The organism is Ferrimicrobium sp., from assembly GCF_027319265.1.
GTDB lineage: Bacteria > Actinomycetota > Acidimicrobiia > Acidimicrobiales > Acidimicrobiaceae > Ferrimicrobium.
The window spans coordinates 1-24,166 of sequence record NZ_DAHVNP010000031.1; the positions used below are offsets into that span (position 1 = coordinate 1).

The 24,166-nt window shown below is 57.8% G+C and carries 23 protein-coding genes; 14 read left to right on the forward strand and 9 right to left on the reverse strand.

What is annotated here, in order from left to right; translation table 11 throughout:
• Positions 1-904, forward strand: a 904-nt coding sequence (locus M7439_RS04335; RefSeq protein ID WP_308464392.1) for an MBL fold metallo-hydrolase, incomplete at its 5' end; no start/stop codon positions are given.
• A 38-nt stretch (positions 905-942) separates the two neighbouring features.
• Here M7439_RS04335 and M7439_RS04340 read toward each other — a convergent pair.
• Positions 943-1,737, reverse strand: a complete 795-nt coding sequence (locus tag M7439_RS04340; protein WP_308464393.1) for a maleylpyruvate isomerase family mycothiol-dependent enzyme — start codon at positions 1,735-1,737, stop codon at positions 943-945.
• Positions 1,738-1,740: 3 nt separating this feature from the next.
• Positions 1,741-2,496: a DsbA family protein gene (locus M7439_RS04345; protein ID WP_308464394.1), complete on the reverse strand. Its 756-nt coding sequence runs from the start codon at positions 2,494-2,496 to the stop codon at positions 1,741-1,743.
• 147 nt (positions 2,497-2,643) lie between these two features.
• On the opposite strand from M7439_RS04345, the gene fdhF reads away from it, so the two are divergent.
• The 6 genes from fdhF to lpdA all read left to right on the forward strand — a co-directional run bounded on the left by fdhF (position 2,644) and on the right by lpdA (position 10,969).
• Positions 2,644-5,607: a formate dehydrogenase subunit alpha gene (fdhF, locus tag M7439_RS04350; RefSeq protein ID WP_298346020.1), complete on the forward strand. Its 2,964-nt coding sequence runs from the start codon at positions 2,644-2,646 to the stop codon at positions 5,605-5,607.
• A gap of 7 nt (positions 5,608-5,614) precedes the next feature.
• Positions 5,615-6,001: a DUF1641 domain-containing protein gene (locus M7439_RS04355; protein ID WP_298346022.1), complete on the forward strand. Its 387-nt coding sequence runs from the start codon at positions 5,615-5,617 to the stop codon at positions 5,999-6,001.
• Positions 6,002-6,200: 199 nt separating this feature from the next.
• Positions 6,201-7,271, forward strand: a complete 1,071-nt coding sequence (gene pdhA / locus M7439_RS04360; protein ID WP_298346024.1) for a pyruvate dehydrogenase (acetyl-transferring) E1 component subunit alpha — start codon at positions 6,201-6,203, stop codon at positions 7,269-7,271.
• 1 nt (position 7,272) lies between these two features.
• Entirely contained in the window at positions 7,273-8,253 is a 981-nt protein-coding gene (locus tag M7439_RS04365) for an alpha-ketoacid dehydrogenase subunit beta (RefSeq protein ID WP_298346026.1), read from the forward strand.
• Positions 8,254-8,266: 13 nt separating this feature from the next.
• The gene (locus M7439_RS04370; RefSeq protein ID WP_298346028.1) at positions 8,267-9,538 is read left to right on the forward strand and encodes a dihydrolipoamide acetyltransferase family protein; all 1,272 of its coding nucleotides are present in this window, start codon (positions 8,267-8,269) and stop codon (positions 9,536-9,538) included.
• Entirely contained in the window at positions 9,539-10,969 is a 1,431-nt protein-coding gene (gene lpdA, locus M7439_RS04375) for a dihydrolipoyl dehydrogenase (RefSeq protein WP_298346030.1), read from the forward strand.
• 162 nt (positions 10,970-11,131) lie between these two features.
• Here the strand turns inward: lpdA and M7439_RS04380 are convergent, their stop codons facing one another.
• Positions 11,132-12,295, reverse strand: a complete 1,164-nt coding sequence (locus tag M7439_RS04380) for a lysylphosphatidylglycerol synthase transmembrane domain-containing protein (RefSeq protein WP_298346032.1) — start codon at positions 12,293-12,295, stop codon at positions 11,132-11,134.
• Between the two features lie 257 nt (positions 12,296-12,552).
• Here M7439_RS04380 and M7439_RS04385 point away from each other — a divergent pair, with 257 nt between their 5' ends.
• Positions 12,553-13,653 carry an AI-2E family transporter gene (locus M7439_RS04385; RefSeq protein ID WP_298346034.1) on the forward strand — a complete coding sequence of 367 codons (1,101 nt, stop codon included), beginning with the start codon at positions 12,553-12,555 and terminating at the stop codon, positions 13,651-13,653.
• Here M7439_RS04385 and M7439_RS04390 read toward each other — a convergent pair.
• Both M7439_RS04390 and M7439_RS04395 read right to left on the reverse strand, forming a co-directional pair.
• A complete protein-coding gene (locus M7439_RS04390) occupies positions 13,618-14,331 on the reverse strand; it encodes a polysaccharide deacetylase family protein (protein ID WP_298346036.1) in 714 nt (237 codons plus the stop codon). The genes M7439_RS04385 and M7439_RS04390 overlap by 36 nt on opposite strands.
• Positions 14,328-16,100 (reverse strand): glycosyltransferase, encoded by a 1,773-nt coding sequence (locus tag M7439_RS04395; protein WP_298346038.1) that lies wholly within the window; start codon positions 16,098-16,100, stop codon positions 14,328-14,330. The genes M7439_RS04390 and M7439_RS04395 overlap by 4 nt, the downstream gene beginning before the upstream one ends.
• A 92-nt stretch (positions 16,101-16,192) precedes the next feature.
• Here M7439_RS04395 and M7439_RS04400 point away from each other — a divergent pair, with 92 nt between their 5' ends.
• The 3 genes from M7439_RS04400 to M7439_RS04410 all read left to right on the forward strand — a co-directional run bounded on the left by M7439_RS04400 (position 16,193) and on the right by M7439_RS04410 (position 18,232).
• A complete protein-coding gene (locus M7439_RS04400) occupies positions 16,193-17,002 on the forward strand; it encodes a hypothetical protein (protein ID WP_298346040.1) in 810 nt (269 codons plus the stop codon).
• Entirely contained in the window at positions 16,974-17,723 is a 750-nt protein-coding gene (locus tag M7439_RS04405) for an alpha/beta fold hydrolase (RefSeq protein WP_298346042.1), read from the forward strand. The genes M7439_RS04400 and M7439_RS04405 overlap by 29 nt, the downstream gene beginning before the upstream one ends.
• Positions 17,724-17,941: 218 nt before the next feature.
• A complete protein-coding gene (locus M7439_RS04410; RefSeq protein WP_298208179.1) occupies positions 17,942-18,232 on the forward strand; it encodes a WhiB family transcriptional regulator in 291 nt (96 codons plus the stop codon).
• Here M7439_RS04410 and fdhD read toward each other — a convergent pair.
• Together fdhD and M7439_RS04420 are read right to left on the reverse strand one after the other, a co-directional pair.
• Positions 18,205-19,041, reverse strand: a complete 837-nt coding sequence (gene fdhD, locus M7439_RS04415; protein WP_298346044.1) for a formate dehydrogenase accessory sulfurtransferase FdhD — start codon at positions 19,039-19,041, stop codon at positions 18,205-18,207. The genes M7439_RS04410 and fdhD overlap by 28 nt on opposite strands.
• A 116-nt stretch (positions 19,042-19,157) precedes the next feature.
• Entirely contained in the window at positions 19,158-19,859 is a 702-nt protein-coding gene (locus tag M7439_RS04420; RefSeq protein WP_298346598.1) for a VIT1/CCC1 transporter family protein, read from the reverse strand.
• 102 nt (positions 19,860-19,961) lie between these two features.
• Here M7439_RS04420 and M7439_RS04425 point away from each other — a divergent pair, with 102 nt between their 5' ends.
• Positions 19,962-20,336 (forward strand): hypothetical protein, encoded by a 375-nt coding sequence (locus M7439_RS04425; RefSeq protein WP_298346046.1) that lies wholly within the window; start codon positions 19,962-19,964, stop codon positions 20,334-20,336.
• Positions 20,337-20,738: 402 nt separating this feature from the next.
• Here M7439_RS04425 and M7439_RS04430 read toward each other — a convergent pair whose 3' ends face one another.
• Positions 20,739-21,593, reverse strand: coding sequence for a PPK2 family polyphosphate kinase (locus M7439_RS04430; RefSeq protein WP_298346048.1), 855 nt, complete (start codon positions 21,591-21,593; stop codon positions 20,739-20,741).
• A 119-nt stretch (positions 21,594-21,712) separates the two neighbouring features.
• Between M7439_RS04430 and M7439_RS04435 the strand changes: the two genes are divergently transcribed.
• Positions 21,713-21,880 carry a hypothetical protein gene (locus M7439_RS04435; RefSeq protein ID WP_298346050.1) on the forward strand — a complete coding sequence of 56 codons (168 nt, stop codon included), beginning with the start codon at positions 21,713-21,715 and terminating at the stop codon, positions 21,878-21,880.
• A gap of 304 nt (positions 21,881-22,184) precedes the next feature.
• Here M7439_RS04435 and M7439_RS04440 read toward each other — a convergent pair whose 3' ends face one another.
• Positions 22,185-22,637, reverse strand: a complete 453-nt coding sequence (locus M7439_RS04440; RefSeq protein WP_298346052.1) for a MaoC family dehydratase — start codon at positions 22,635-22,637, stop codon at positions 22,185-22,187.
• Between the two features lie 90 nt (positions 22,638-22,727).
• On the opposite strand from M7439_RS04440, the gene M7439_RS04445 reads away from it, so the two are divergent.
• Positions 22,728-24,008: a mechanosensitive ion channel family protein gene (locus tag M7439_RS04445; protein ID WP_298346054.1), complete on the forward strand. Its 1,281-nt coding sequence runs from the start codon at positions 22,728-22,730 to the stop codon at positions 24,006-24,008.
• Positions 24,009-24,166 lie beyond the last annotated feature (158 nt).

The following is a 24,166-nucleotide window of genomic DNA, read 5'->3' on the forward strand; positions in this document are numbered from 1 at the left end:
ACTGATCGACTCTGGCCAACAGCTTGTGGTGGCGCGGTCCGCTCTTGAACTGGCACTCAGAAGTCTGAACGCATCCCTCGGCGACATCAGTACGTTTTTCGTCACCCATATCCATCGTGATCATTACACGCAGGCAGTCGCTGTTCGGCGCGAGTTTGGGAATCGGATCTATCTTGGCGCCGGAGAACGCGAGTCGATGAACCATGCCTCCCATCCCACCGGCAATCCCCTGCACGATCAGCTGGTCGAACTGGAGCGCTGTGGGGCGAACGCACTGGTGGCAAACATCAAGCCCTCGTCTGACACCGAAGATATTGCTGGCTCACTCTATGAAGAGCCCGATGATTGGCTCCAGGAGGAGACGATCGAGCTTGCGAATCGGCAGTTGCGGGTCATCGCAACCCCTGGACATACACGAGGACATGTCATCTTTTATGACGACAGCAATCGATTGTTGTTCGCTGGAGATCATGTGCTTCCACACATCACCCCATCCATCGGATTCGAACCACTGGTATATCCGGATCCGCTCGGCAACTACCTACGTTCGCTGCGACGCGTACGACATCTTCCCGAGGGCCATCTGCTTCCAGCCCACGGGATGCCTGCACCCGGATTCTATCGTAGGGTCGATGAGTTGCTTGCTCATCACGATGAGCGGCTGGGGGCCACCGAGGCTGCGGTGATCGCGGGGGCATCAAGTCCTTACGAAGTCGCGAGCGTTCTCCGTTGGACGCGACGGCGACGCCACTTGGTAGAACTTGACCCGTTCAATCAGATGTTAGCGGTGATGGAGACCAAATATCATCTCGAACTCCTCGCGATCCAGGGTCGGCTACAGCAGTCTCTTGTCGCGGGTACCTATCAATTCAAGGTCGCGGGCCAAGAACTCCAGCATTCGTAACTTCCGTTTCACCAGAGATGAGCGTCCCCTCAAGGTGATTAGATAGTAAAGGCGAGGTTGGTGACGATCTGGTTTGCAATCGCCTGATCCCCCTCGATCATGATGGAGTCGTCGGTCTGATGCGGGTCGACTCTCCCACAAGCAAGTGCCATAAAGAGGGTGGAGTCTATCTGTAACCGACAGGAGGGTGTCTCGATTGAGGGCACAAGCCGTGCTCGTTCTCCCACCTCGATGTTCCAGGTTCTTGGCGCTCCGCCGGTGAGGGATACGACCACGGTACTCCCTTTGGGAAGGTGGGCCTGCTTGCCGATGATATAACCGATGGCGCGCTCCACCTCGTCGATACTCGCCTCCACGACTGCTCCAGATTCATGACCAGGTAGATCAAGAGAACGACGTAGATCCTGCTCATGGACCCAGCAGTCGAAGATGCGAATCTGAAGAAACCGCCGGAACGGTGCTTGTCCAATGGGTGTCCAACCCGTGACATCGAGTTCTGCGTCGGTGAGGGTCGACAGCACATGGGTGCGTTGGGTAATGGTGTTGTGGTAGCTGACCAGGAGTTCGTTGACCGATAGTTGACGTAATGTGACTAGCCAACGGTCGTTGAGCTCGGCGATTTCGTTGGCGTAGTGGCGATCTGTGGGAAGCGGCCCGTCGAAGGGCGATGCACCACTCAAGAAGAGCTCCGTGCCGACGATGTGAGCAAGAATGTCGAAGCTTGTCCAGTGTGGAAGGATCGATGGTTGTAACCATTGATCCTCGGTGATCTGAGCGATGAACAGACTGAGGGCGTCCCACTCTGCTATGAGCGTTGTGACGACGGGATCCACGAGCTATTCGCCTGAATTCGTTGCTGGCGCAGCCGGCAGGCCTGCGCTGGTTGTGTCGATGGCTTCGCCGAAGGTCACCTCTTTACCTCGATTGATACTTTTCCAGTCACGCCCTTGGAGGTAGGGCTCCAGTGCACTGGCGATGGCATTGCGTTGCGTTGGTCCCTTGGGCTGTTGGAGTTCGAAGAAGTTTGCATGTCGCGATGCAGTAAGGACCATCGTCCATAGCTCAAGCGCCTGTTCTCCAGACGGTGGATCGATGAGGACCGGGCCAAAGAGGGTCTGGTCGTTGTCAAAGATCAGCGTCGGTACCCCAAAACCTCCCGCGGCCAGTACTCTTTCATGGTCGTACCGGATCTCGTCATCGAGGGTCGGATCATCCATCGACGCTTCGACCAAGCTCGGGTCCAGATCCAACTCCGTCAAGAGCTTGCGCGCCACTGACGGATCGTGGGGTTTTTGACCGGCTTCGTGAAGGGCAAAGCCGGCAATGGCATACCATCGGTCGACGAGTATGGGATCCTGGCGTCGAAGGAGCGCGGCTATGCGAAGCATGGACCAACCATAGGACCATGAACGTTCCCAGGGATGGCGCTTTCTGTCCTCCCGATTGACCTCCTCAAGACTGAAGAACCTCCAGTTGATCGTCAATGGAACTTGCTCGCGAACCTGGCGGATCCACTTGGAGGTCATATAGGCAAATGGGCAGAGAATGTCAAAATGGTAGTCGACGGTCACTGGTTCGTTGAGATCAATCACCCTTGACAGGCTAGTGAGCGTGGTGAAAACAGGGGGCGTACCATCGAAGAATCGGGTGCTTATCGGGTGCCGTCGTACCATCGAGGCCAGGGATCCACGCCGCAGCTCGTCGAGTCTATGCTACTGTAGCTCTGAGGGGAGGTTCTGTTGGGCGAAGCAATTGAGATTACGGTTAGTGGGACCACATATTCGGCGAGCTTAGGGGAGTTGCTCATAGAGGTGCTCAATCGGGCTGAGATCGGCGTTCCACAGGTCTGCTACCACCCGGCACTTGGAACCATCGGAACCTGTGATCTGTGCCTGGTCACGGTTGATGGGCGCACCCGGCGAGCCTGTGAGTACACTGTCGCTGGTGGCGAGGTGGTGCGGTTGCAGAGCGTCGCCCGTGAGCGTGTTGCTGGTGCACAACGCTTACTTGTTAACCATGACCTCTACTGCACTATTTGCGATAACAACAACTCGGACTGCGTCCTGCATAACAGCATTCGCGACATGGGCATCAACGATCAGCCCGAGCCGTTTCGACCAAAACCTTATGCTGTTGACGATAGCCACCCTTTCTATCGCTATGATCCGTCGCAATGCATCCTGTGTGGGCGGTGTGTGCAAGCTTGTCAAGAGGTCCAGGTCAACGAGACGTTGTCGATCGACTGGTCCTTGCCGATTCCCCGTGTTGTCTTTGATGGCGGTGTCCCGGCAGGCGAGTCCAGTTGTGTGAGCTGTGGACACTGTGTGACGGTCTGTCCCTGCAATGCGTTGATGGAGAAGTCGATGATTGGTAGGGCAGGCATCGCCACCAACATCAAGCCAAAGGTGCGCGAGCCGATGATCAACCTCACCAAAGCGCTCGAACCGGCGATTGGACTCAAACCCATCTTTATGCTCTCCGAGATGGAGGAGCGACTCCGGCGACAGCTCGTCAAGAAGACGAAGACGGTCTGCACCTACTGTGGCGTCGGGTGCTCCTTCGACCTCTGGACCAAGGGGCGCACCATACTCAAGGTTCATCCGGAACATGGCCCGATGAACGGCATCTCGACCTGTGTGAAGGGTAAGTTCGGCTGGGACTATGTCAACAGTGCTGATCGTCTAGAACATCCGCTAATTCGCGATGGTGACCACTTTCGTCAGGCGACGTGGGATGAGGCGTTTGTCTTTATCGCTGATTCAATCAAAGCCATCGTTGAGCGTGATGGTCCTGACGCCGTCGGGGTCATCGCCTCTTCGAAGTGCACCAATGAGGAGGCGTTCCTCGCTCAAAAACTAGCACGGGCCGTCATTGGAACTCACAATGTGGACAACTGCTCACGCTATTGCCAGTCACCAGCAACGATGGGACTGTGGCGAACGGTTGGCTATGGTGGTGACTCGGGTTCGGCGACCGATATCGAAGCGAGCGATCTTGTCTTGATCGTGGGTTCGAATACCGCCGAGAGCCATCCAGTCATCGCGACCAGAGTGAAACGGGCCCACAAGTCGCGAGGTCAAAAGCTCATCGTTGCCGATCTGCGCAAGCATGAGATGGCGGAGCGTGCCGATATCTGGTTTGCACCCCGTCCAGGCACCGACCTGGTTTGGTTGTCGGCCGCGAGTCGGTACCTGATCGACCATGGATATCATGACGAGAAGTTCATCGCTGACAAGGTTGAGAACCTCGCCGACTTCGTAACCTCGCTAGAACCATTCACGGTCGCCTATGCTGCCGGAGTCACGGGCGTCGCCGAGGAGACGCTGATCACCGTCTTTGAGACGCTTGCCCACGCGGACTCTATTGCCGTGCTCTGGGCGATGGGAGTGACCCAACATAGCGCAGGCTCTGATACCTCGACGGCCATCGCAAACTTGCTGTTAGTCTCTGGTAACTTCGGGAAGCCGGGATGCGGAGCGTACCCGTTGCGCGGTCACAACAACGTGCAAGGGGCGAGTGACTTTGGTGCGATGCCGACCTATTTTCCTGGGTATGAGTTGGTTGATGATCCCAAAGTGGTGGCCAAGTACGAGGCAGCGTGGGGAAAGACGATGCCAACGACCCGGGGGCTGGACAATCACGAGATGGTGGATGCAATTCACTCCGGAACGTTGAAGGCTCTTCTCCTGACCGGCGAGGAGATGGGTCTGGTAGACGCAAACTCCACCGTCGTACAGGATGCCTTTCGCAAACTTGAGTTCTTTGTCGTCCAGGATATCTTTTTCTCGCACACGGCTCGGTTTGCCAATGTCGTGTTGCCTGCGGCACCGTCATTGGAGAAGGAAGGCACCTTTACCAGTACGGAGAGGCGCCTTCAGCGTCTGTACCGGGTGCTTGATCCGCTTGGTGAGGCACGGCCCGACTGGCAGATCACCCAAGGTATTGCACGAGCGATGGGTGCCCCATGGTCCTATGAGCACCCCTCCGATATTATGGCAGAGGCGGCGAGTCTCGCAGAGATTTTCGCTGGCGTCAGCTACGAGCGACTAGAGGGCTATCGATCGCTGCAGTGGCCGGTCGCCGAGGACGGAACCGACACGCCAACGCTGTATCTCGATCGTTTTCACTTTCCCTCCGGGAAGGCGCGCTTCTACCCTGTTGGGTACTCGACTCCTACCGACGAGGTTGATGAGGAGTTCGATATTCACGTCAACAATGGTCGGCTTTTGGAACACTTTCATGAGGGCAATATGACATATCGAGTGCCAGGGATCTCACAGATGACACCGGAACCCTTTGTTGAAGTCTCGCCAGAGTTGGCTGAACAACGAGGGGTGGTTGATGGTTCGTTCCTTCGGCTGACCTCTCGCCGGGGATCGGTCAAGGTGCGTGCGGTGATTACGGACCGGGTCCAAGGCAATCAGGTCTACCTGCCGATGAATGCCCAGCACAACGAGATGGCGGTGAATTTCCTCACCTCTTCAGAGGTCGATGGGGCTACCCATACACCGGCCTACAAGGAGTTGGCAGCCAAGCTGGAGGTGCTCGACGACAAACCACGCCGGGCGCTCCCAAAGCATAATTTTCGCTATGGACATCGCACCCCACAGCGCGGTGTCAACATCGGGGCCAAGCGTTCCAGGGGTGATTACCATAACCCGGTAGACGACGAGGCCTCGCAAATGCATACGGAACGAAAGTGAGGTAGTGATGGCGGAACCGATCGATTACCAGTCCCCCTTGACCCCAACAGTGACGAGTGCGGTTGGGTTTGAGTCGTCGAAGCTCCAAGAGACGGTGTATGCCCTGCGTCATGGAGGGGCAGATGCCTTGGCCGTGATGCTGGAGCGGTTGGACTCCAACAGCGGACGCGCTGCGATCACTCGCATTGCCAAGCTTTCACTGTTGACGGGCTCCTATACGCCGCTGCTTGTTGAACGACTCGCTAACGGAATTCAGGCGACTTCGACAAAGGTCGCCACCAGCGAGGTCCCCTCGTGGAGGGAGCTGGCGAGGCAGATGAAACTCCCCTCGACGCGGCGTGGGATCGGTGTGTTGCTTGCGTTGTTGCGTGCACTCGGTGGCGAGGAGTTCTAAAAGTTGTAACCAGTCGGTAACGTTTGAACTCTAACCTTTAACGAAAGGTTGGTCTTGGTTCGTTCATCGCTGATGCACTATATTGGAGATTGGCATTAGTTGACTTGGCGATCCCAAGGCTATCGACCTGGCTAAAGCATGTCGCCTCAGCACATAGGCGGATATGCATGAGGGCAACCCAGAAAGGGGGTGGTCTGACGTGACCGATGGTAATGAGATGTTTCCGCTGATACAGCGGCTCGATCAGGATGGAAAGCTCGTCGGCGAACTCGGAGTCCTGACCGCGGAGAATCTCAAGGAGACCTACACCACGATGCGTTTTCTACGCACCTTTGATGAGCGAGCATGGAATCTCCAACGCCAAGGTGTGATCGGGACGTACGCCCCCTTCAAGGGGCAGGAAGCCGCTCAGATGGGAGCGGTAGCCGCACTCGACGATCGTGACTGGTTAGTCCCAACGTATCGTGATTGGGCAGCAAGTTATCTACGTGGTGTCCCCATGGAGCATGCATTGTTCTTCTCGAAGGGTCACCCAAGCTTGGGTGATATCCCAGTGGGGAAGCAAGTGTTGCCAGCGCAGGTGGTGATCGCTGCCCAAACCCTCCACGGTGTCGGTGTTGCATGGGCAACCAAACTCCGTCACGAAGGGGTAGCAACTGTGGTGACTTTTGGCGATGGTGCCACCTCACAAGGTGACTTCCATGAAGCGATGAACTTTGCCTCTGTGCTCGAGGTGCCACTGATCTTTTTCTGTGAGAACAACCAGTGGGCTATCTCGGTCCCTCTGTCCCGCCAGATGCATGCCGAGACGATCGCCCAGCGCTCGGTAGCCTATGGCATCGAGGGTTTCCGCGTCGATGGCAATGACTATGTTGCCGTCGCCAATCTGATGCACGAGCTATCGGCCCGCGTTCGTAACGGCGAAGGACCCTTCCTTGTCGAGGCGGTCACCTACCGCTTGGGGGCGCATACCACCGCCGATGATCCCGGCAAATATCGCGCGGTCGAGGAGGAGGATCTGTGGATACGGCGCGATCCCCTGATTCGGCTTGAGAAGTGGCTTCGAGGTGAGGGGCTACTCAGTGATGAGGAGCTGGTCGCGATGGATGGTGACTCTGAGGCCAAGGTGGAGGAGATTCTCGCTACCTTCCGTGAGGCGCTCGAGATATCGCCACTTGTCCTTTTCGATAACGTTTATGCTGACGTTCCGGCTGGTCTGGCGTCGCAGCGTGCACAGTTTGAGGCCCGAGTCAAAGAGGTAGGAGCTTGATATGGCAAAGTTGACGATTGCACAGGCATTGAATCAAGCTTTGGAGGCTGCCTTACTTGAGGACGATGCAGTCATCATTCTCGGTGAAGACGTGGGCAAAGACGGTGGAGTCTTTCGCATTACCGATGGTCTCTTTGAGAAGTTCGGTGCTGAGCGAGTGATCGACACCCCGTTAGCGGAGTCAGGGATCGTGGGGACCTCTGTCGGACTCGCAATGGCCGGCATGAAGCCAGTAGCGGAGATCCAATTCTTTGGCTTTATCTATGAGACGATGGATCAGATCGCCTCCCAGGCGGCGCGCGTGCGTTTTCGTTCGCTTGGGCGTTACGGCGCGCCGATGGTGATCCGCGCACCATTCGGTGGCGGAGTCAAGGCCCCGGAGATCCACTCCGATTCACTTGAGGCACTGTTTACCCATACGCCGGGCATCAAGGTGGTTACGCCCTCCAACCCCTATGATGCGAAGGGTCTTTTGCTCAGTGCGATCGATGACCCTGATCCAGTGCTGTTCCTTGAACCTATGCGACTCTATCGTGCCTTCCGAGACGAGGTGCCTGAGGAGGCCTATCGAGTCCCGCTTGGCAAGGCCAATGTGGTGCGTCAAGGCACCGATGTCACGCTGATTGGCTGGGGACCATCGATGGCACTGATACTCGCAGCCGCTGACGAATTGGTCGCCCAGTACGACATCTCCCCCGAGGTGATTGACCTGCGGACGTTGACCCCACTCGACGAGGAGACGATCGTGGCTTCGGTCCAAAAGACCCAACGCGCGGTCGTGGTGCACGAAGCGGTGCGGACCTCCGGGTTCGGTGGTGAGCTGGCAGCGGTCATCCAGGAGAAGGCATTCCTCTATCTTGAGGCTCCAGTGCTGCGAGTGACAGGTTATGACACCCCGTACCCAATGACAATGTTTGAAGATCTCTGGTTGCCTGACACCTCGCAGGTGATCACCGCCGCCTTGGCATCAGTGCGATTTTAAGGAGTAAGCGATAGTGGAGTGGAAGTTTCCTGATGTTGGTGAGGGGCTGCACGAGGCGCAGATCGTCAAGTGGTACCACCAAGAAGGCGATGATGTCAAGCGTGATGAGCCCTTGCTCGATGTTGAGACCGATAAGGCAGTGGTGACGATCGGTGCCCCGGTGACGGGATCGATCGATAAGGTCCTCTTTCATGAGGGCGATACCGTGAACGTTGGTGAGGTCGTCGTCGCTTTCTCGACCGATCAACCGAGTGGTGGTGGGCCTGATGCGTCGCCGTCGCGGAATGAAGCAAGCCCTGCGCCGGTTGTTCCAGCTGCCAAGGGGGCTGAGGCCTCAGCGCGGCCACCCATCGTTCCCTCGCGGGAAGTAGTTGGAGCGACCGGCGAGCGAGCGATGGCGACGCCGGCGGTGCGTAGGTTGGCTCGCGAACTCGGTCTCGATATCAACCTGGTGCGAGGTACCGGTCCTGACGGTCGCGTCGTGGCGGAGGACCTACAGGCTGCTGTCGCGACGGAGACCACTGGTGCAAGTGAACAAGTGCTAGCCCCGCCCTCCGCTCCCGCTTCTGTGCCCGCCGCGCTGACCAATGAGCAACGACGGCCGCTGGTGGGGATCCGAAAGCGGATCGCGGAGAACATGGCTCGCTCGTGGTCCCATGCTGTCCAAGTATCGGTCTTTGAAGAGGCGAATGTGGCGGCGTTGGTGGCCTTGCGCCGTGATATGAATGCACGTTTAGCGCCTGAGCGTATCAGCTATCTCCCGTTGATCGCGAAGGCGGTGGCTGGAGTCCTCGCCCAGTTCCCCGATCTCAATGGTCGACTCGACGAGGAGGCTGGCGAGATCGTGACGTACTCGGATGTGCACCTGGGTTTCGCGGTCGATGACCCGCAGGGACTCATGGTTCCAGTCCTGCGCGCTGTCGGAGAAAAATCACTTGTTGAGGTCTCGGCTGAGCTCAATCGTCTGATTGAGGGCGCTAGGAGCCACACGCTTACCTCGGGAGAACTCACAGGCTCGACCTTTACGATTACCAACTATGGCACCATCGGTGGAGTCTATGCCACGCCAATCATCAACTACCCCGAAGTGGGAATCCTCGGGGTGGGTCCGATCCGCAAACGCCCAGTTGTCCTTGAGGACAACACCGTGGGCGTCGGAGACGTGATGACGCTTTCTCTCACCTTCGATCATCGCATTATTGATGGTGGCTATGCATCGAGATTTCTGATGCGGGTGATCGGCTTACTCAGTGATCCCGTGCAGTTGATGATGGAGATGAAGTAGTTGGTCGTCGGCGAATTCACAGAACAGGCGGATCTCCTCGTCATCGGTGGAGGTCCGGGTGGCTATAGTGCGGCGATCCGTGCGTCACAACTTGGACGATCGGTTACCGTAGTCGAGCGTGGAGCGATTGGTGGGGTCTGCCTCAACATCGGGTGTATCCCCTCGAAGGCGTTGATCGAGCTTTCTAGCCGTTTTCATGAGCTTGATAGTCTCGCCAAAAAAGGGGTGGTGACCGAGGACGCCCACGTCGACCCCATTGCCCTTTCACAGACGGTGATGGCAAGCGTTGAGCGGCTGACCTCAGGGGTTCGTCAACTGCTTAAGGCGGCGGACGTCGAGATCGTTGAAGGCGAGGCGAGTTTCGTCGGTCGTAATGAGGTTCGAATCCGTGCGAGCCACGACACCAGCAGAATCAAGTTCAAGGACTGCATCTTGGCAACGGGATCGTCACCTCGCGAGCTTGAAGGTTTTGTCGTTGATCATCAACGGGTATTGGACTCTACCGACCTCCTCTTCACACCGGTGATTCGCCGAGACTTGATCATCGTCGGGGGTGGCTATATCGGTATCGAGCTCGGAAGCGCCCATGCGCGGCTTGGGACCAAGGTAACGATCCTCGAGACAGCCCCAGAGATCTTGATGGGTGTCGAACCGGAGATCCAGCGGACCCTTAGGACGGTCCTAAAGCAGATGGGTGTCGAGGTCTATACGGGCGTTGGGGTGAAGAGCATGAAGACCGCAGGCGATGCGGTTGTCGTGGAGATGCTTCGGGGAGATGCAGTCGAAGAGATTCGCGGGAGTGCGGTGGCTGTCATGGTCGGTCGGGTTCCTAACTTGGGCGAGGATCTCGGGCTCGGACTAGCAGGCATTGCTCTTGGCTCCGACGGACGCGTTGTCGTCGATGACCAGATGCGCACGTCGAATACCCATGTATTTGCCATTGGGGATATCGTTCCTGGGCCGATGCTTGCTCATAAGGCCTATTACGAGGCCAAGGTGGCTGCAGAGGTCGCCGCTGGCCATGCGGCCGGAAATGATGCGACCGTCATACCAGCGGTGATCTTTGCGGAGCCGGAGGTGGCCTCCGTCGGGATGGGTGAGCAGGATGCGCATACGGCGCATGGAGACGACGTACTCGTGGCTCGGTTTCCCTATCGGGCGAACGGTCGTGCGATTGTCTTAGGCGCGTCGGTCGGTGAAGTCAAACTTATTGCCGTTGCGAGCACCAAGCGACTCCTTGGTGTGCATATCGTAGGAGTTGATGCGTCAAATCTCATCAGTGAGGCGGCGCTCGCGATTGAGTTGGGTGCCACCATCGACGATCTCGCGCTCACGATTCATCCGCACCCGACGCTTTCTGAGATGTATCCTGAGGCAGCCGAGGTGGCCCAGGGCCTTCCAACGCACATCATCGTACAACAGCACCGATGAAGGAACGGCCGATCACCTCGCCATAGCGCGCAAGGTGCGTTCACGATTCGTACTCCACCCAATCTTGGGTTCGCGTTGGAGCGGGTCTACCTGGCAGGCATCGATTGATCGATGATCGCAAGATTGGCCGTTGCCTCGCGCTGTATTTGGGTTGTTCGCTGCTCATCGCTTAGGCTTGTCCTCGTCGTCGGGAGGAGGGTCGATCCTGTCGAGCTCCATAGTAATCTCCTCTCCCCGGCTGAGTTTGAGCGAGACGTAGGTGCCGACACCGATCGGAATGGGAATCCAGAAGTTGAAGAGGCGATACGAGAGCACCCCGAGGATCGCGATGCCCTTCGCGGTGCCAAAGCCGGTGATGAGTGGTATCATAATGCCTTCGACAACACCGAGTCCGCCAGGGGTAATGGGGATCGCGGCGGCGACGTTGGCAATACCGTAACTGACGAGGAGGGCGTCAGGGTTGACCAGTGAGCCAAAGGCCAGCAACATGATCCACAGGCTCAACGCATCAAAGAGCCAGTTGCAGGCAGCCCAAGTGATGGCTCGCTTGAGGAGCTGTGGATCACTTGCGAGTGCACGGACTCGCTGGCCTGCACGGATAATTCCTGCGTGTATCGGCGCTTGAAAACGTCGGAGGAAGGGAAGCTTCTTCACCAGCCTATCCACGAGCAAGACCATACGGTCATTGCCTCGGGTGAGGGTGAGTACGAGCGCGATCACCGCCGCCATTAGGACAATCCCTAACCCGGCCACGATGAGGTAGAGGACGTTGAACCCAAACAAGGGTAGCGAGACGATCAGGGCAAGCCAGAGCATGAGGTTCAGCACCACGGCCGAGCCAATGCCTTGGGTGGCCAAGGCGACACCCGCGTCGGTTCCCCGTACACCGAGACCGTTCAGCAGTCGTACAGTGAGTCCGGCACCACTCGCAGTCCCACCCGGCAACACGTGGGAGACGGCGAGTCCGGAGAGATCGACCTTTGCCAGCGATTTCAGGGACGGTTGTGGATGGGGTAATACGACTGAGGTGAGTTTGGCGTAGGCGAAGAGGGAAAATCCTTCGGCAAGAATCGCTAGCGGAATAAGCCAGTAATTCGCATGACTGAGGAGGTGCAGGGTTTTGCGAGCCCCAGCGATTTGGGGAATCACCAGGTACTCAATGACGAGGAGGATGGCGAACCCCCAGATTCCGCGGATCGCGAAATGGCGGATCAGTTTGCCCAGACTTCGTCGGGTTCCAGTGATGACCTCGCGCGACTGTTCTGTAGGGAGGTGACGAGAGGTCCGACGGCGACTCCCACCATTCTTGGACCGCCAAGTGCTCACAGTACCACCCTAGCTGACTTTGTGTAGGTTGAGGTTCTGTGGATGGACAAGAAGCATGATCAGGTGGACTAGGGTGAGTTTTCCTACTGATTGCGTAGATGGGTGTTGCCGATACGTGCGTCGGGCTATGCGATGGTGAACGGGGCACAGGCAAGGAGCTTTCGGATGGAGTCGTACGGCGTACGAAGGGTGCCGCCAGCGCTTGGTGGGAGTGGAGGTCTGTCGGTAATGTACGATGTGATCGCGAGGAGGCGTCCATGACGACCCAGGGATCTCCCCATCGCTACCAGGGTCTGGGCAAGCAGATTTTCCTAGCAGAGATCGGCATCGTCGGGGTCATACTGGCACTGGTCTTTGTGCTGTACGTCAAAGTCCTTGCGATTGAGGTTCTGGTCGCGATCGTCGGTGCAATCATTGTCGAACCGTTGGTGAATCTGTTGCGAAGGCTGCACTTTCCGCGAGGGGCTGCCGTCGCGCTGACCGTCTTTGTGGCTGCTGCAGTACTTGTCGGTCTTCTGCTGATCTTCAGTGTCCCGCTCTACTCGGCCGGCGTGCGACTCGCCAATGATCTTCCCGGGCTCATCCAAACGGTGACCCATCGGAAAACGCGCATTGTGTCGTTGTTGCATAAATTTCATCTTGAACACTATCTCAATCTCTCCGCCCAGGGGCTAGCGAAGTTCGCCAGCACTGCGCTAGAGCCGGCCCTCCTCGCCGCGAAGGGAGTCCTCTCGTTTTTAACCGATGCGGTGATCACGGCGATGTTGACGGTATTTTTCTCACTGGAAGGCCCAAAGGGGATTGACGTGGTGGTTGGAATGTTGCCAGCCGAACGACAACAGCATCTGCGGAGCGCTCTGCACGAGACGGGGGTGGCGGTGAGCGGCTACGTGCTCGGTAATCTCGCCACTTCGATCGTTGCGGGTATCGTTGTCTATGTCACCTTTCGCTCCCTTGGGCTTCCCTTCGCACTGCTGGTCTCTGTCTGGGTCGGGTTGGTCGATCTTATTCCTCTGGTGGGTGGTCTGTTGGCAGGTATTCCTGCTGTTGGGCTCGCCTTATTGCATGGGCTGCTACCGGCGATCATCCTCTTGGTGGTTTTTCTCGTCTATCAGCAGATAGAAAATCATCTTCTCAATCCCGTGATCCTTTCGCACACGGTGCAGCTCAATCCCCTCTGGATCTTGTTAGCCGTTTTGATCGGAGCACAGCTAGCAGGGGTTCCCGGAGCGCTGGTGGGCATCCCCATTGCCAGTGGTTTTCAAGTGCTGGCACGACGTCTGGTCGCGCCATGGCTACGTCGGCGGCTGAGGCCTGAGGATTCAGATGCCGTGGTTGGAGAGGGTGGCGAAGGTTAAACGCTGGGAGCGGGCGAGGTCGATGAGCTGGGGAAGAGCCTGCAGCGTCGCCTGAAACGACCCCGGATAGGAGGTGCAATCGGAGTCATGGAGGAGTATGGTGACACCAGGGTGGAACCGTGACCGTAGATCTGCCATCACCGATACTGGTGATGCTTGGCGTCGCCAGTCCCTACCCCAAGTTCCCCAAAGTACCAGGCGCAGGCCCTCCGCATGGGCGGCGGTGAGATCAGCTCGTGTGACGACACCATAGGGCGGCCGGTACCAGGTGGGACGGGTCCCCGTGGCGGTTTCGATGGTGGCGAGTGCGCGAGCGAGATCGTAACGGATGCTGCGGGCACTGCGGATCAGGTGATTCTTGTGCCAGTAGCCATGCGTGCCGAGTTCGTGGCCTCGCGCGAGGATGTCGCGGGCGAGTCCCGGTTGGCGATCCACCATCTCGCCGAGGACAAAAAACGTCGCTTTAATATCGTTCGCGTCCAAAAGGTCCAATAGCAGCGGTGTGGAGATTGGGTCTGGGCCGTCATCGAAGGTTAAGGCAATGGACTGGGGGTGACCATCCCCAAGAAGCCAGGGGGCGGTGTAGGGGGCGAGGATCCAGTTGTGGGCTAGAAAGGATGCAGCATGGAGAGCAACCCTGGTGCTCGCAAGGGTGAGGACGGCGGTGGAGGTCTTCATGCGTGCACGCCTTGGGACCCATGCAAGGTTGCAAAGGGGGCGAGAGTGAGATGGTCGCTGTTGAGATGTTTGATCTCCATCTGGAGTTCAGCCTCCGCTTTGGCGGCTGACAGCTGGCTCAGATTGAGTTCGAGAATGGCGCCAGGGTGCGGTGTCAGATCGAAGTGGTGGGCGAGGATGCGAGCAGGGATGATGGTCTGGTGATGGAGTGACGCCCAGGCGAGATCCACGGCATTCATGGTGTTCTGTGGGAGGTAGGCGTTGATCTGGACCCCGAGTACCCGAGCCAGGTCGGCGCGTCCTGTGGAGAGGTCGTTTTCGGGAAGGATGAAATTGAAGTCCGAGGAGTTGCCACTACCACCGTTGATGAGCTGAACCCCCTGGTGAAAGGCGTACCGCACAGCGCCGGGATGAGCTATGGCCTGTCGACCGGTGACGACAACTCCGATGCCCTCGTTGATGATCAAGCTGTCGATCGCCGGGTTCACAAGCGCCGATGCGGGGAGGCGGGTGGAAAGATACACGTAGTCGGATTTGTTGGCAGTTCTCGTTAGGTTGAGGCCGTGATAGCCGATGACGCCCGAGAGGAGGTTGGCGACCACAAAGAGCACGATCAGCATGGCGGCGGTCCTTGTCAGACGTAACGCCCAAACGCCATGGCGGGTTGTCGGGGTCAACCGAGCTTCATGAAGTAGCTCCAGGATCGGCTGATGAGGCGCGGTCTGAAACTGATCGAGTTGTTTGGTGACCTGTTCGGCTGGATGGAGGCGCAAGTTGCGTACCTGCTGGACGAGTTGCTCCTCGTTATGACACCAGACCGTTGCACCGACGGACTCCATAGCTGCTACATTTTCGCGCCCATGTCCTGCGATTGGTCGGTACGATATCACTGGTCGCTGTGCCGCCATCGCCTCAAGTGCGGTCAATCCTCCCGCGTTTTGAATGACGACGTCGGCAGCTGCCATGTAGAGGCGCACCTCCTCGGTCCAGCCGACGGACAGCCCGCCACCGTGGCGTTCGAGTTGGGCCTGAAGATCGTGGTTACGTCCACAGAGAGCAACGGGGAAGATGTCCTCTTCAGTGGCGAGCAGCTCGAAGGTCTGGGCGATGTCCCCCACCCCCCAGGAACCTGAGACGATGAGCACGATCGAGCGGTCGTTGGGGATGCCGAGAGCCTCCCTTGCTGCACGCTGATCAACAGGATGGAAGAAGCGAGCCTCAACAAAGGGTCCGGTGACCACAATCTCTCCGTTGGCACCCGCTCGGTTCCGTGCCTGCATGGCTGCCGTCTCAGAGACGCATAGGTGTAAGTCGACGGCGGGATGCACCCAGAGTGGGTGAACGGAATAGTCGGTGAGGAAGGTGGCAATCGGCCGATGCGAGATGACCGGATTCTTTTGGTGTCTCATCTGACCGAGCAGCTGTGCACTAAAGGGGTGCAGAGCGATGATGATGTCGGGTTCAGTCTCCTCAATCCACCGAACTACACCACGCTGGAAGAAGGCCTGCAGCGCGCGCCGGGTGATGGTGGCCATCGGGGAGAAGGTATTCCAAAGCCAGAATTCGAGTTGATACGCCCATGGGGCTCGTTCGACCTCAAGTTTGAAACCTCGTTCTAAAAGCCGCCCCATACGAGGAGATGCATCCAGGAAATCACGAGTTTCGCACGTAATCCCGTAGCTATTGAGTTCCTCCGAGATCACCCGGGCTACTCCGTTGTGGCCACCTCCCATTCTCGCCGAGAGCAAGAGTGCCTTAGTGCTTGACATTGCAGATGATTCTACCAGTTCGCCATAGACTTAGAGACCTCGTGGTAGTGCTTCTATCTTTACTGGCGGCGATTTGTTTTGGGATGGCCGCAGTGTTGCAATTTCAAGCGAGCACCGCGTCGGCCAGTGAGCTTAATCTGCGCTTTAGCCTGTTATGGCGGCTACTGGCTAATCCGCGGTTTGGATTGGGGGCCATCTTCGATGTCGTAGGTGGGGTGGCCCAGTTCTTCGCCCTCAAGTATGGTTCCGTTCCCCAGGTGCTGCCGATCTTGGCGAGTGGCTTTGTGCTCGCCATTCTTCTCGAGCATTTTCTCGCTCGGCGTCCTGTGGGCGTTGGCGACGTGATCGCGCTGCTGGTCAGCTGTGGGGCGTTGATCACCTTCTTGGTGCTCAGCCCACAAGCGAGTGGAGAGACGATCTACGTCGGTGCGTCCATCCTGATCGGAGGGCTGGGAGTCGTGATTGGTGTCTTGACCGTCACCCTTTTGCGCCCGCTGCTGGCAGGTCATGGACGGATACAGGCGATGATAGGGGCAGCACTTCTCGGTGTCGTCTCGATCTTCGAACGTGAGGTGGGGATTCTGTGGACCCAAGAGGGCGCCGTGCGTACCTTAGAACACTGGGAACTCTGGGTGCTCGTGGTGGTGGGGGGACTTGCGTTGTTGGTGGTGCAGAGTGCCTTTCAGCGACAGAGCCTCGCGCGGGTCTTGCCGTTGGTTACCGTGGGTGAGCCGATTGCTGCCATTGCGATCAGTGCGCTCGCGTTGCAGACGCCGCTCTTTCGGGCTGGAGCGAGTACCTTTGCGAGTCTTGGAGCCCTCGTTGTCGAGATACTGGCGTTGATCTATCTTGCCCGTTCTGAGGTTCGTGTTGATGCCGAACTCCACCATGACGGCAACTGAAGTGGAGGTGATCTTTCTCCATGGACAGCCGGGTCAAAAAGAGGACTTTGCCCCGGTCTATCGATGGATGGACCATCGCTGGCCAGTGGTGAGTCTTGATCGCCCCGGTTGGGGCGCTAATCCACTGGGCGTGATCGGGATTGAGGCGAACGCCTCGTGGGTCTTGGACCAACTAAAGACGTCCAGGGTCGTTCTGATCGGGCACTCGTTGGGGGCCACCATCGCGGTGCGTGCGGCACAGCTAGATCCCGAGCGAGTGAAGGGGCTCGTGCTCGTGGCCCCACCGATCACACAAAGCTCACTGGTCGCCGTCGATCGTCTTCTAGCGGCACGCTTTCTTGGAGCGATGACATCTGCCCTCGTTGCCGGGGTCAGCCTTGGCCCCGCGCGCCGCTCCCAGTTTGGGCGTACGCGACGGAGTTTCCTAGCGGAACAGCGCCATCTCCTTGACGAGCTACGTCTAGTGGAGAGTGAGCTACGCAATGTTCGCTGTCCGTCGGTGGTGGTGGCTGGCCTGCGTGATCGCGTTGTGCCGTTGGCCGCAATGGTGCACGCCGTCGATCGTCTTCCGGAGGCCACCTTGACGGTGTCTCCAATAGCTGACCATGATGTGCTCCACTCAGCGCCTATTCTGCTGGCCCAAGTTGTGCGAAGCATGCTTTGGAGACTGTACACCGATGAGGAAGCAAGCGGAGCTGAACGCGGCTTGTGGCGTGAATGAATAATAATTGGCTCACGGTGGTTGAAGGAAGTGACGTCTTTGTGTATACCGAAGCGTCTAAGCTTGTATTATACTTATTATGTCGTCCGGTCAAGTGGGCGACGAGCTGAGGGACAAAGAGGTCCGTTGTGTGACTCGCTGCTCGTTGGTTTGACGGCTCGGTTGGTGGCTCGAACTCGGGGGATCGAGGTTGCGGAGAACGAATTCGGAGGTACTCGATGGAGTCAGCGAAGTTAGCGACCTGGGATTATGAGGCGTGGCGCAGTAATGCAAAGTGTCGAGACACTGACCCTGGGTGGTTCTTTCCGGTGGGGGTCACTGGTGACGCGGAGATCCAAATTCGCCGTGTCAAGGAGTTCTGTGCGCTCTGTCCAGTTTCACTGGAGTGTCTAGAGTTTGCCCTCCGTACGAATCAAGAGTATGGCATCTGGGGTGGTAAGGACGAGGAGGAGCGACGGATGATTCGCCGCATTCGCCGCGTTCAGCGCAGGACGCGCGTGGCGTCGTAGGTTTCGGTGATACCTTCGGCATGGCTGTAGAGGTTGAAGCGACCCGGTCGGACAAACCCTAAGAGTGTGATGCCTGCCTGGTTTGCGATTTTGACCGCTAGAGCGGTTGGAGCCGATACCGAGGCGATGTGGGTGAGACCGACTCTTGCGGCCTTCAAAACGAGGTCCGATCCAGCTCTCCCTGACAGAAGTGCAATGCCACCATCGAGTGGCACCCCGTCGAGGACGGAATGGCCGATCGCCTTGTCCAGTGCGTTGTGGCGTCCCACATCCTCCCCGAGGATCGCCTCGCCGCTACGAGGCTGCAACAGTGCGGCGTGCGAGGCGCCAGTGGAGTGGAAGTTCCGTTGCCGTTGGTCGAACTCGATGAAGAGGCGGGCGATCTGGTCAAAACTGTAGGAGGGTTGAGCGACAAGGGAGCTACGTGGTTCAAGACGGGCCACGAGATCCTCAGCGCCACACCAGCCACACGAGACCGGCCGTATAGGCGAGGTGGTTAGCTCCACCGCGTTGCGTAGCGTAACGGTGACTTTGTTATAGTCTTGCGTATTCCCGGGACCGACACAGTAGCGAGTTTGGCGGACATCTTGGCTGGTGACCGCTGCCTCGGTGGCGAGAAGGCCAACGGCAAGCGCAAAATCATCGCCGGGTGTCCGCATTGTGGTCGTGAAGTGCGTGGCGGCACTTCCGGGCCATTCAACGTCGATCACCAGCGGTTCCTCTTGAATCAACGAATCTACCGAGACGCTGATCGTGCCGTCTTGATACTTGATGACGCGGCGCGTCTCTATCGCATGAGCTAAGGGCACGACTGAAGTCTAGTTGACCGGTGGATTCGTGTCAGAGCCGAAACGTGTGGGTGGATGTACCAAGACGGTCAACAGGAGTTCGGCCACGGCACGAGAAGCTGGGTCCATCTGCGGATTCAGTGGATGGTAGTTCCAAGAATGTGGCCGACGCCATAGGTCACCAAGGCGGCAACCGCGCTCAGAAGGAACTGACGGAGAGCGCCCTTGGTGACACTTCTTCCTGTCATGGCCGCGAGTCCACCACCAACGATCAGCGTGGCAATGCCTGCTAAGACGGCTGAACCGATCACCGCAGCCGTTCCGATGGTGATAAACCAGGGGATGAGCGGGATGACCGCACCGATTGCGAAGGAGATAAAGGACGCTAGCGCAGCCTGGATGGGTGAGCCGACGGATCCCGGTGCAATCCCGAGTTCTTCTTGCGCGTGCACCTCAAGCGCGGTGTCCGGGTCGCGCATCAGATAGCGTGAGACCTGGGATGCCAGCTCCTTGGGAACTCCTCGGGAGACGTAGAGTTCCTCGAGTTCGCGTGTCTCGGCATCAGGACGGTCGCGAATCTCAGTCGCCTCTACGTTGAGTTCATGCTGAAACAGTTCGCGCTGAGCGCCCATCGAGATGTACTCACCAACCCCCATGGAGAAGGCGCCGGCCACCAATCCTGCAAGTCCCGCGATTACCACGGCCTTCGGGGCGGGATGAGCACCTGCTACTCCTAAGATGAGGGCAACGTTCGAGAGAAGTCCATCAGAGACACCAAAAACGGCTGCCCGAGCTCCGCCTCCAGTGATGTCGCGATGGCCACTATGATGCGCTTCCACCCTTCTCAAGATAGTGGCCCCCGTAGTGCTCTCGACCGGCGTAGGGCAACTTCCTGAGAGCTGTGTTGGGTTTTCGCGTGCGACCTGGGATAGACTGCGCATATGAGAGAGCTCAAGTTGTTCGATCGGACTCAGCCACAGACGCTGCAGATTGGTGTGTTGTTGTTGTACCTCAACGCTGCGCTGGCGCTTTTGACGGTGCTGTTTGGTGGTGGCCTGTCGCTTCTGTTTCTGGTCCTTGATATCTTGCTTCCCATCGGCGGCGCCTATGGTGTTGCGAACTCCAGAAAGCTCGGGTATTATGCCGCGTTACTCGCTACAGGCATACCGCTAGCTCTCTTGATCTATTACGTGTTCACGGTCGGCCTGAGTGCGATATTCGGTGCTGAGCTGCTCAACGTCATCATTACGGTTGTTCTTTTTGCCTTGTTTATTCATCCACAGTCACGGATGTATGCAAAGACGTGGTTCCACTAGAACTTTCGCACTCACCTACGACTTGCTCGCTCGCATAGGAGTAGCGAGGGTTGTTGGCAATCGCCGGTATGTGTTGCTCATCGGTGAGTTCGGTCTGCGCTACCGCTGAAGCAGTCAAAAGCTGTGGAGTGGCTTCGTGGGTCGATTTGGATAACTCTTTGCGTGTGATCCGCTAACTGTGTACTCAGTGATCACAGGGCGGACGAGATATCGGTACCAGGCGGCTCCTTACTGGAAGGAGTACGCCATCGTCACGGTACTCGCGATGCGTGCTGGCAACAGCACTGCATGGCGGAATGGGTTAGGTGCTCCTCCGTACTCAGATCGCCGCTGGCTGCGGCGCGAGAGCCCTTTGCTGAGCGGATGAGCGAGGGTGGCAGGGTCACCGGGTCGCTGCTGCGATCACGTCGGTCCGGAGAGTTCCTTCTTGAGCTCTGCCCGAATTTTCTCGATGTGGGTGATGTCGACCTTCGGTGCCTTTGGCGCGAGTTGGGTGAGGGTTTCGGTGACAATGGCGGTAGCAATCGCGTTTCGGTACCACTTTCGGTCCGCCGGAATGACGTGCCACGGGGCTTCGTCGAATGAGGTAGCGGGAATGACCCGTCCGTACGCGTGTGCGAAGTTGTTGAAGTGTTCGCGGGTAACGAGGTCACCAGAGGAGAATTTCCAGTGTTTCTCCGGACGGTCAAGACGTCGCAAGAGCCGCTGTCCCTGCACTTCATACGAGACGTGTAGGTAGAGCTTTACGATGACAATGCTCTGGTCGCTCAGGTACTCCTCGAAGCGGTGGATTTCATCAACGCGTCGGGTGAATGCCTGATCGCTCATGGTTGTTGCGGCGAGTGGAACGATCAAGTCTTCGTAGTGTGAGCGATTGAAGACGCCAATTTCACCACGTCCGGGAACCGCCTGGTGAATGCGGAAGAGGTAGTCATGGGCTGCCTCAAATGGCGTTGGGACCTTGAAGCCGTGGACGTTGACGCCTTGTGGATTGACGCCATCAAAGATGGCTCGGATGGTGCCATCTTTGCCTGCCGTGTCCAAACCTTGGAGCACCACGAGCACCCCGTGCGACGCTTGTGCATAGAGGGCTTCCTGGAGTTCTGTGAGCACCTTGACGCTCCGGTGGCGGAGCTGCTTGCCCTCCTCCTTGGTAAGATCTGGCCCCCCGGGTACGGCGGAGGTGTTGGCGTTGATCTCATGATGGTGGACGAGGCGGGTGAGTTTTGACCAGTTGATGCTAGGAGTGGTAGTCATAGTGGTGACCTTACTCCAATTTGTGTCGATGCACGGTAGGCTTATGGGCCGTCTACGAGTGGTCCTGGCGTGGCGAAGGCGGCAGATAGCCCGTCGGTAGGAGAGGGAGCGAAAGCAACATGCAGCTTACCCATAGTGGTGTCAGTAGTTGGCCAGAGTTCTTAATCGTCATCGTGGTCGTCCTGATCGGAGTGCGATTGATCTTTAAACTCGCAGCGACGGCACTCTTGCTGATCTTCGTCGTTGCCGCTGGATTGTGGGCGATCGGTGTCGTGACCATCCATTGACCAGCCAGCAAGTGGGGAGAGGGCGGCGGTTTGAGGTAAGCGTCTACCAAGCTGGATGACACCTACGGCGTGCACCCGATACCGTCGGGTACAGGAGTTCTTGAGCCCTGCAGGTGACTTGGGTGAGGGGGACTTGTTGTCCCTCCCTACCAACGCGAGCTAGTCAATGTGAGTAGTTCAGCAGCGAGAAAAACCCGCTACTGCTGCAGGAGTGAGGTGCGTTGGCGACTGGCTAGCGCAAAGCCAGGCTGTCTCGACCGGAGTGCACGGAAGTGCCAAGATACTCGTGGCGATCGGCCGAGTATCAATAATAGCGAAAGAGAATCTCGCCGACCATGGAAGGCTTCGTTGCACCCTCGACCTCGATGGTGACGTTGATCTGCACCTGGACGCCGCCAGCCACCTCAGCCACCTCAGCGACTTTCGCTCCGAGACGGATCCGGGCGTTGACAGGCACTGGCGCTGGAAAGCGCACACGGTTGGTACCGTAGTTGACGCCCATGGAGACTCCATCGACTTGGAGCACCTCGGGGAGCATCGCCGACACGAGTGAGAGCGTCAGGAATCCGTGAGCGATAGTCGTCCCAAAGGGACCATTCTTCGCGGCGTCGGGATCGACGTGGATCCACTGATGGTCATCGGTTGCATCGGCGAACATTGTGATCTGCTGCTGGGTAATGGTTCGGTAGGGCGTAAACCCCAGATCGACCCCGACGAGTTGTTTGAGCCCATTGACTCCATGAACTGGTGTTGGCATGCCTTCAGCGTAGCATCATCTCAGCACCAGTTTTATGCAGCCCCTACACTGTTAGGCGAGTAGTGCCAAAATGAGGAGGGCTCGAAGAGGTTGAATAGCTTGTTTCATGAGTATCTAAAGGCATTTCCGGCGCTAGTAGTGGCGCTCGTGCTCGGGGTTGCTGTTGCCTTTTTGATTATCCGTTTTACCCGTTGGGTCAATGCGCGCCATCCGAACTCCGTGCGCACGGCTGCCTTACGGAGGCTACGCGGCCCGACAAGGTCGTTGGTTCCGCTGTTACTGATGCTCGCGTCGCTACATTATGTGAAGGTTTCAGTCGCTGCCGAGGTGGACATTCGTCATGCGATCTCCATTCTGCTGGTTGGGGTGGTCGCATGGGGGCTTGCGCGTCTGGTCGAGGCGGTGGAGGATGCGATCCTCTACTACTACCACATCGATGCAGCCGACAACTTGAAGGCGAGGAGGCTGCAGACCCAGGTGCGTGTCTTTCGGCGCATTATTGTCGTGGTGATCGCATTGATCGCTATCGCAGTCGCTCTGTTCTCCTTCCCATCGGTCCGACTCGCTGGCGCTGGCGTGTTGGCTTCGGCCGGTATCATCTCGATTATCGCCGGTATCGCCTCAAAGCCCGTGGCGTCAAATGTGATCGCGGGGATCCAGATCGCCATTTCCCAGCCGATCCGTCTTGACGATGTCGTCGTGATCCAAGGGCACTGGGGACGCGTCGAAGAGATATCGCTCACCTATGTCGTGGTCCGCGTCTGGGATCTGCGACGACTGGTGTTGCCTATCTCCTATTTCATCTCGAACCCCTTCGAGAACTGGACGAAGACGACCGCCGACATCCTTGGCATTGTCCATATCGAACTGGACTATACCGCCCCGGTTCCGGCTATCCGTGAGCAGTTTCTCTCGATCCTTGCCTCCTCTCCTGACTGGGATGGCAGTGTGGCTCGGATGCAGGTCACCCAGCTTGGTGTATCCACGATGCAACTCCGGTTCGTGATGAGTTCCCCCGATAGTTCAAGGTCATGGAACCTCGAGTGCGAGTTACGCGAGAAGATGATTCTCTTCCTGCAGCAACAGTACCCAGAGGTACTGCCGAGAGTACGAGCTGAGATGGTTCCAAGTTCCTTGGGGACATCCTTGACTGCGACCGATGCCCAGGCCAGCGAGGGTGGGGAGGATCGAAGTGATCCAAGCATGTCCCAGCTCTTCAATACGTCATTGATGCCAACGCCTGTCGCGAATTCGCAGAGTAGCCAGGCCGCTGCGGCACTCGATCCAACTATGTCCCAGCTCTTCAATGCGTCAACAATGGGAAGCTCCCCTGCACAGTCAGCGGAGCCGAGCGGTAGCGGTTCGGCCTAACTTCTCCTCGTCCCTAGCACGGGTTGAGGAGGTGGCGGGAGACTAGAATGAGGTGGTGTGCGGAGTAGTTGCGCATAGAAAGTTGCGGAGATGATAGAGGCGTTCGTTCTAGCCCATATACCTCGAGATGTACTTGAGGGTCTCTTCGTGATAGCTAT

Bases quoted from the DNA above. Each gene is read 5' to 3' on its own strand.
- M7439_RS04355 (WP_298346022.1), top strand. From the start codon at position 5,615: ATGGCGGAACCGATCGATTACCAGTCCCCCTTGACCCCAACAGTGACG.
- M7439_RS04435 (WP_298346050.1), top strand. From the start codon at position 21,713: ATGCAGCTTACCCATAGTGGTGTCAGTAGTTGGCCAGAGTTCTTAATC.
- M7439_RS04440 (WP_298346052.1), bottom strand. From the start codon at position 22,637: ATGCCAACACCAGTTCATGGAGTCAATGGGCTCAAACAACTCGTCGGG.
- M7439_RS04395 (WP_298346038.1), bottom strand. From the start codon at position 16,100: ATGTCAAGCACTAAGGCACTCTTGCTCTCGGCGAGAATGGGAGGTGGC.
- M7439_RS04425 (WP_298346046.1), top strand. From the start codon at position 19,962: ATGAGAGAGCTCAAGTTGTTCGATCGGACTCAGCCACAGACGCTGCAG.
- M7439_RS04390 (WP_298346036.1), bottom strand. From the start codon at position 14,331: ATGAAGACCTCCACCGCCGTCCTCACCCTTGCGAGCACCAGGGTTGCT.
- M7439_RS04405 (WP_298346042.1), top strand. From the start codon at position 16,974: ATGCCGAACTCCACCATGACGGCAACTGAAGTGGAGGTGATCTTTCTC.
- M7439_RS04430 (WP_298346048.1), bottom strand. From the start codon at position 21,593: ATGACTACCACTCCTAGCATCAACTGGTCAAAACTCACCCGCCTCGTC.
- M7439_RS04365 (WP_298346026.1), top strand. From the start codon at position 7,273: ATGGCAAAGTTGACGATTGCACAGGCATTGAATCAAGCTTTGGAGGCT.
- M7439_RS04410 (WP_298208179.1), top strand. From the start codon at position 17,942: ATGGAGTCAGCGAAGTTAGCGACCTGGGATTATGAGGCGTGGCGCAGT.
- M7439_RS04385 (WP_298346034.1), top strand. From the start codon at position 12,553: ATGACGACCCAGGGATCTCCCCATCGCTACCAGGGTCTGGGCAAGCAG.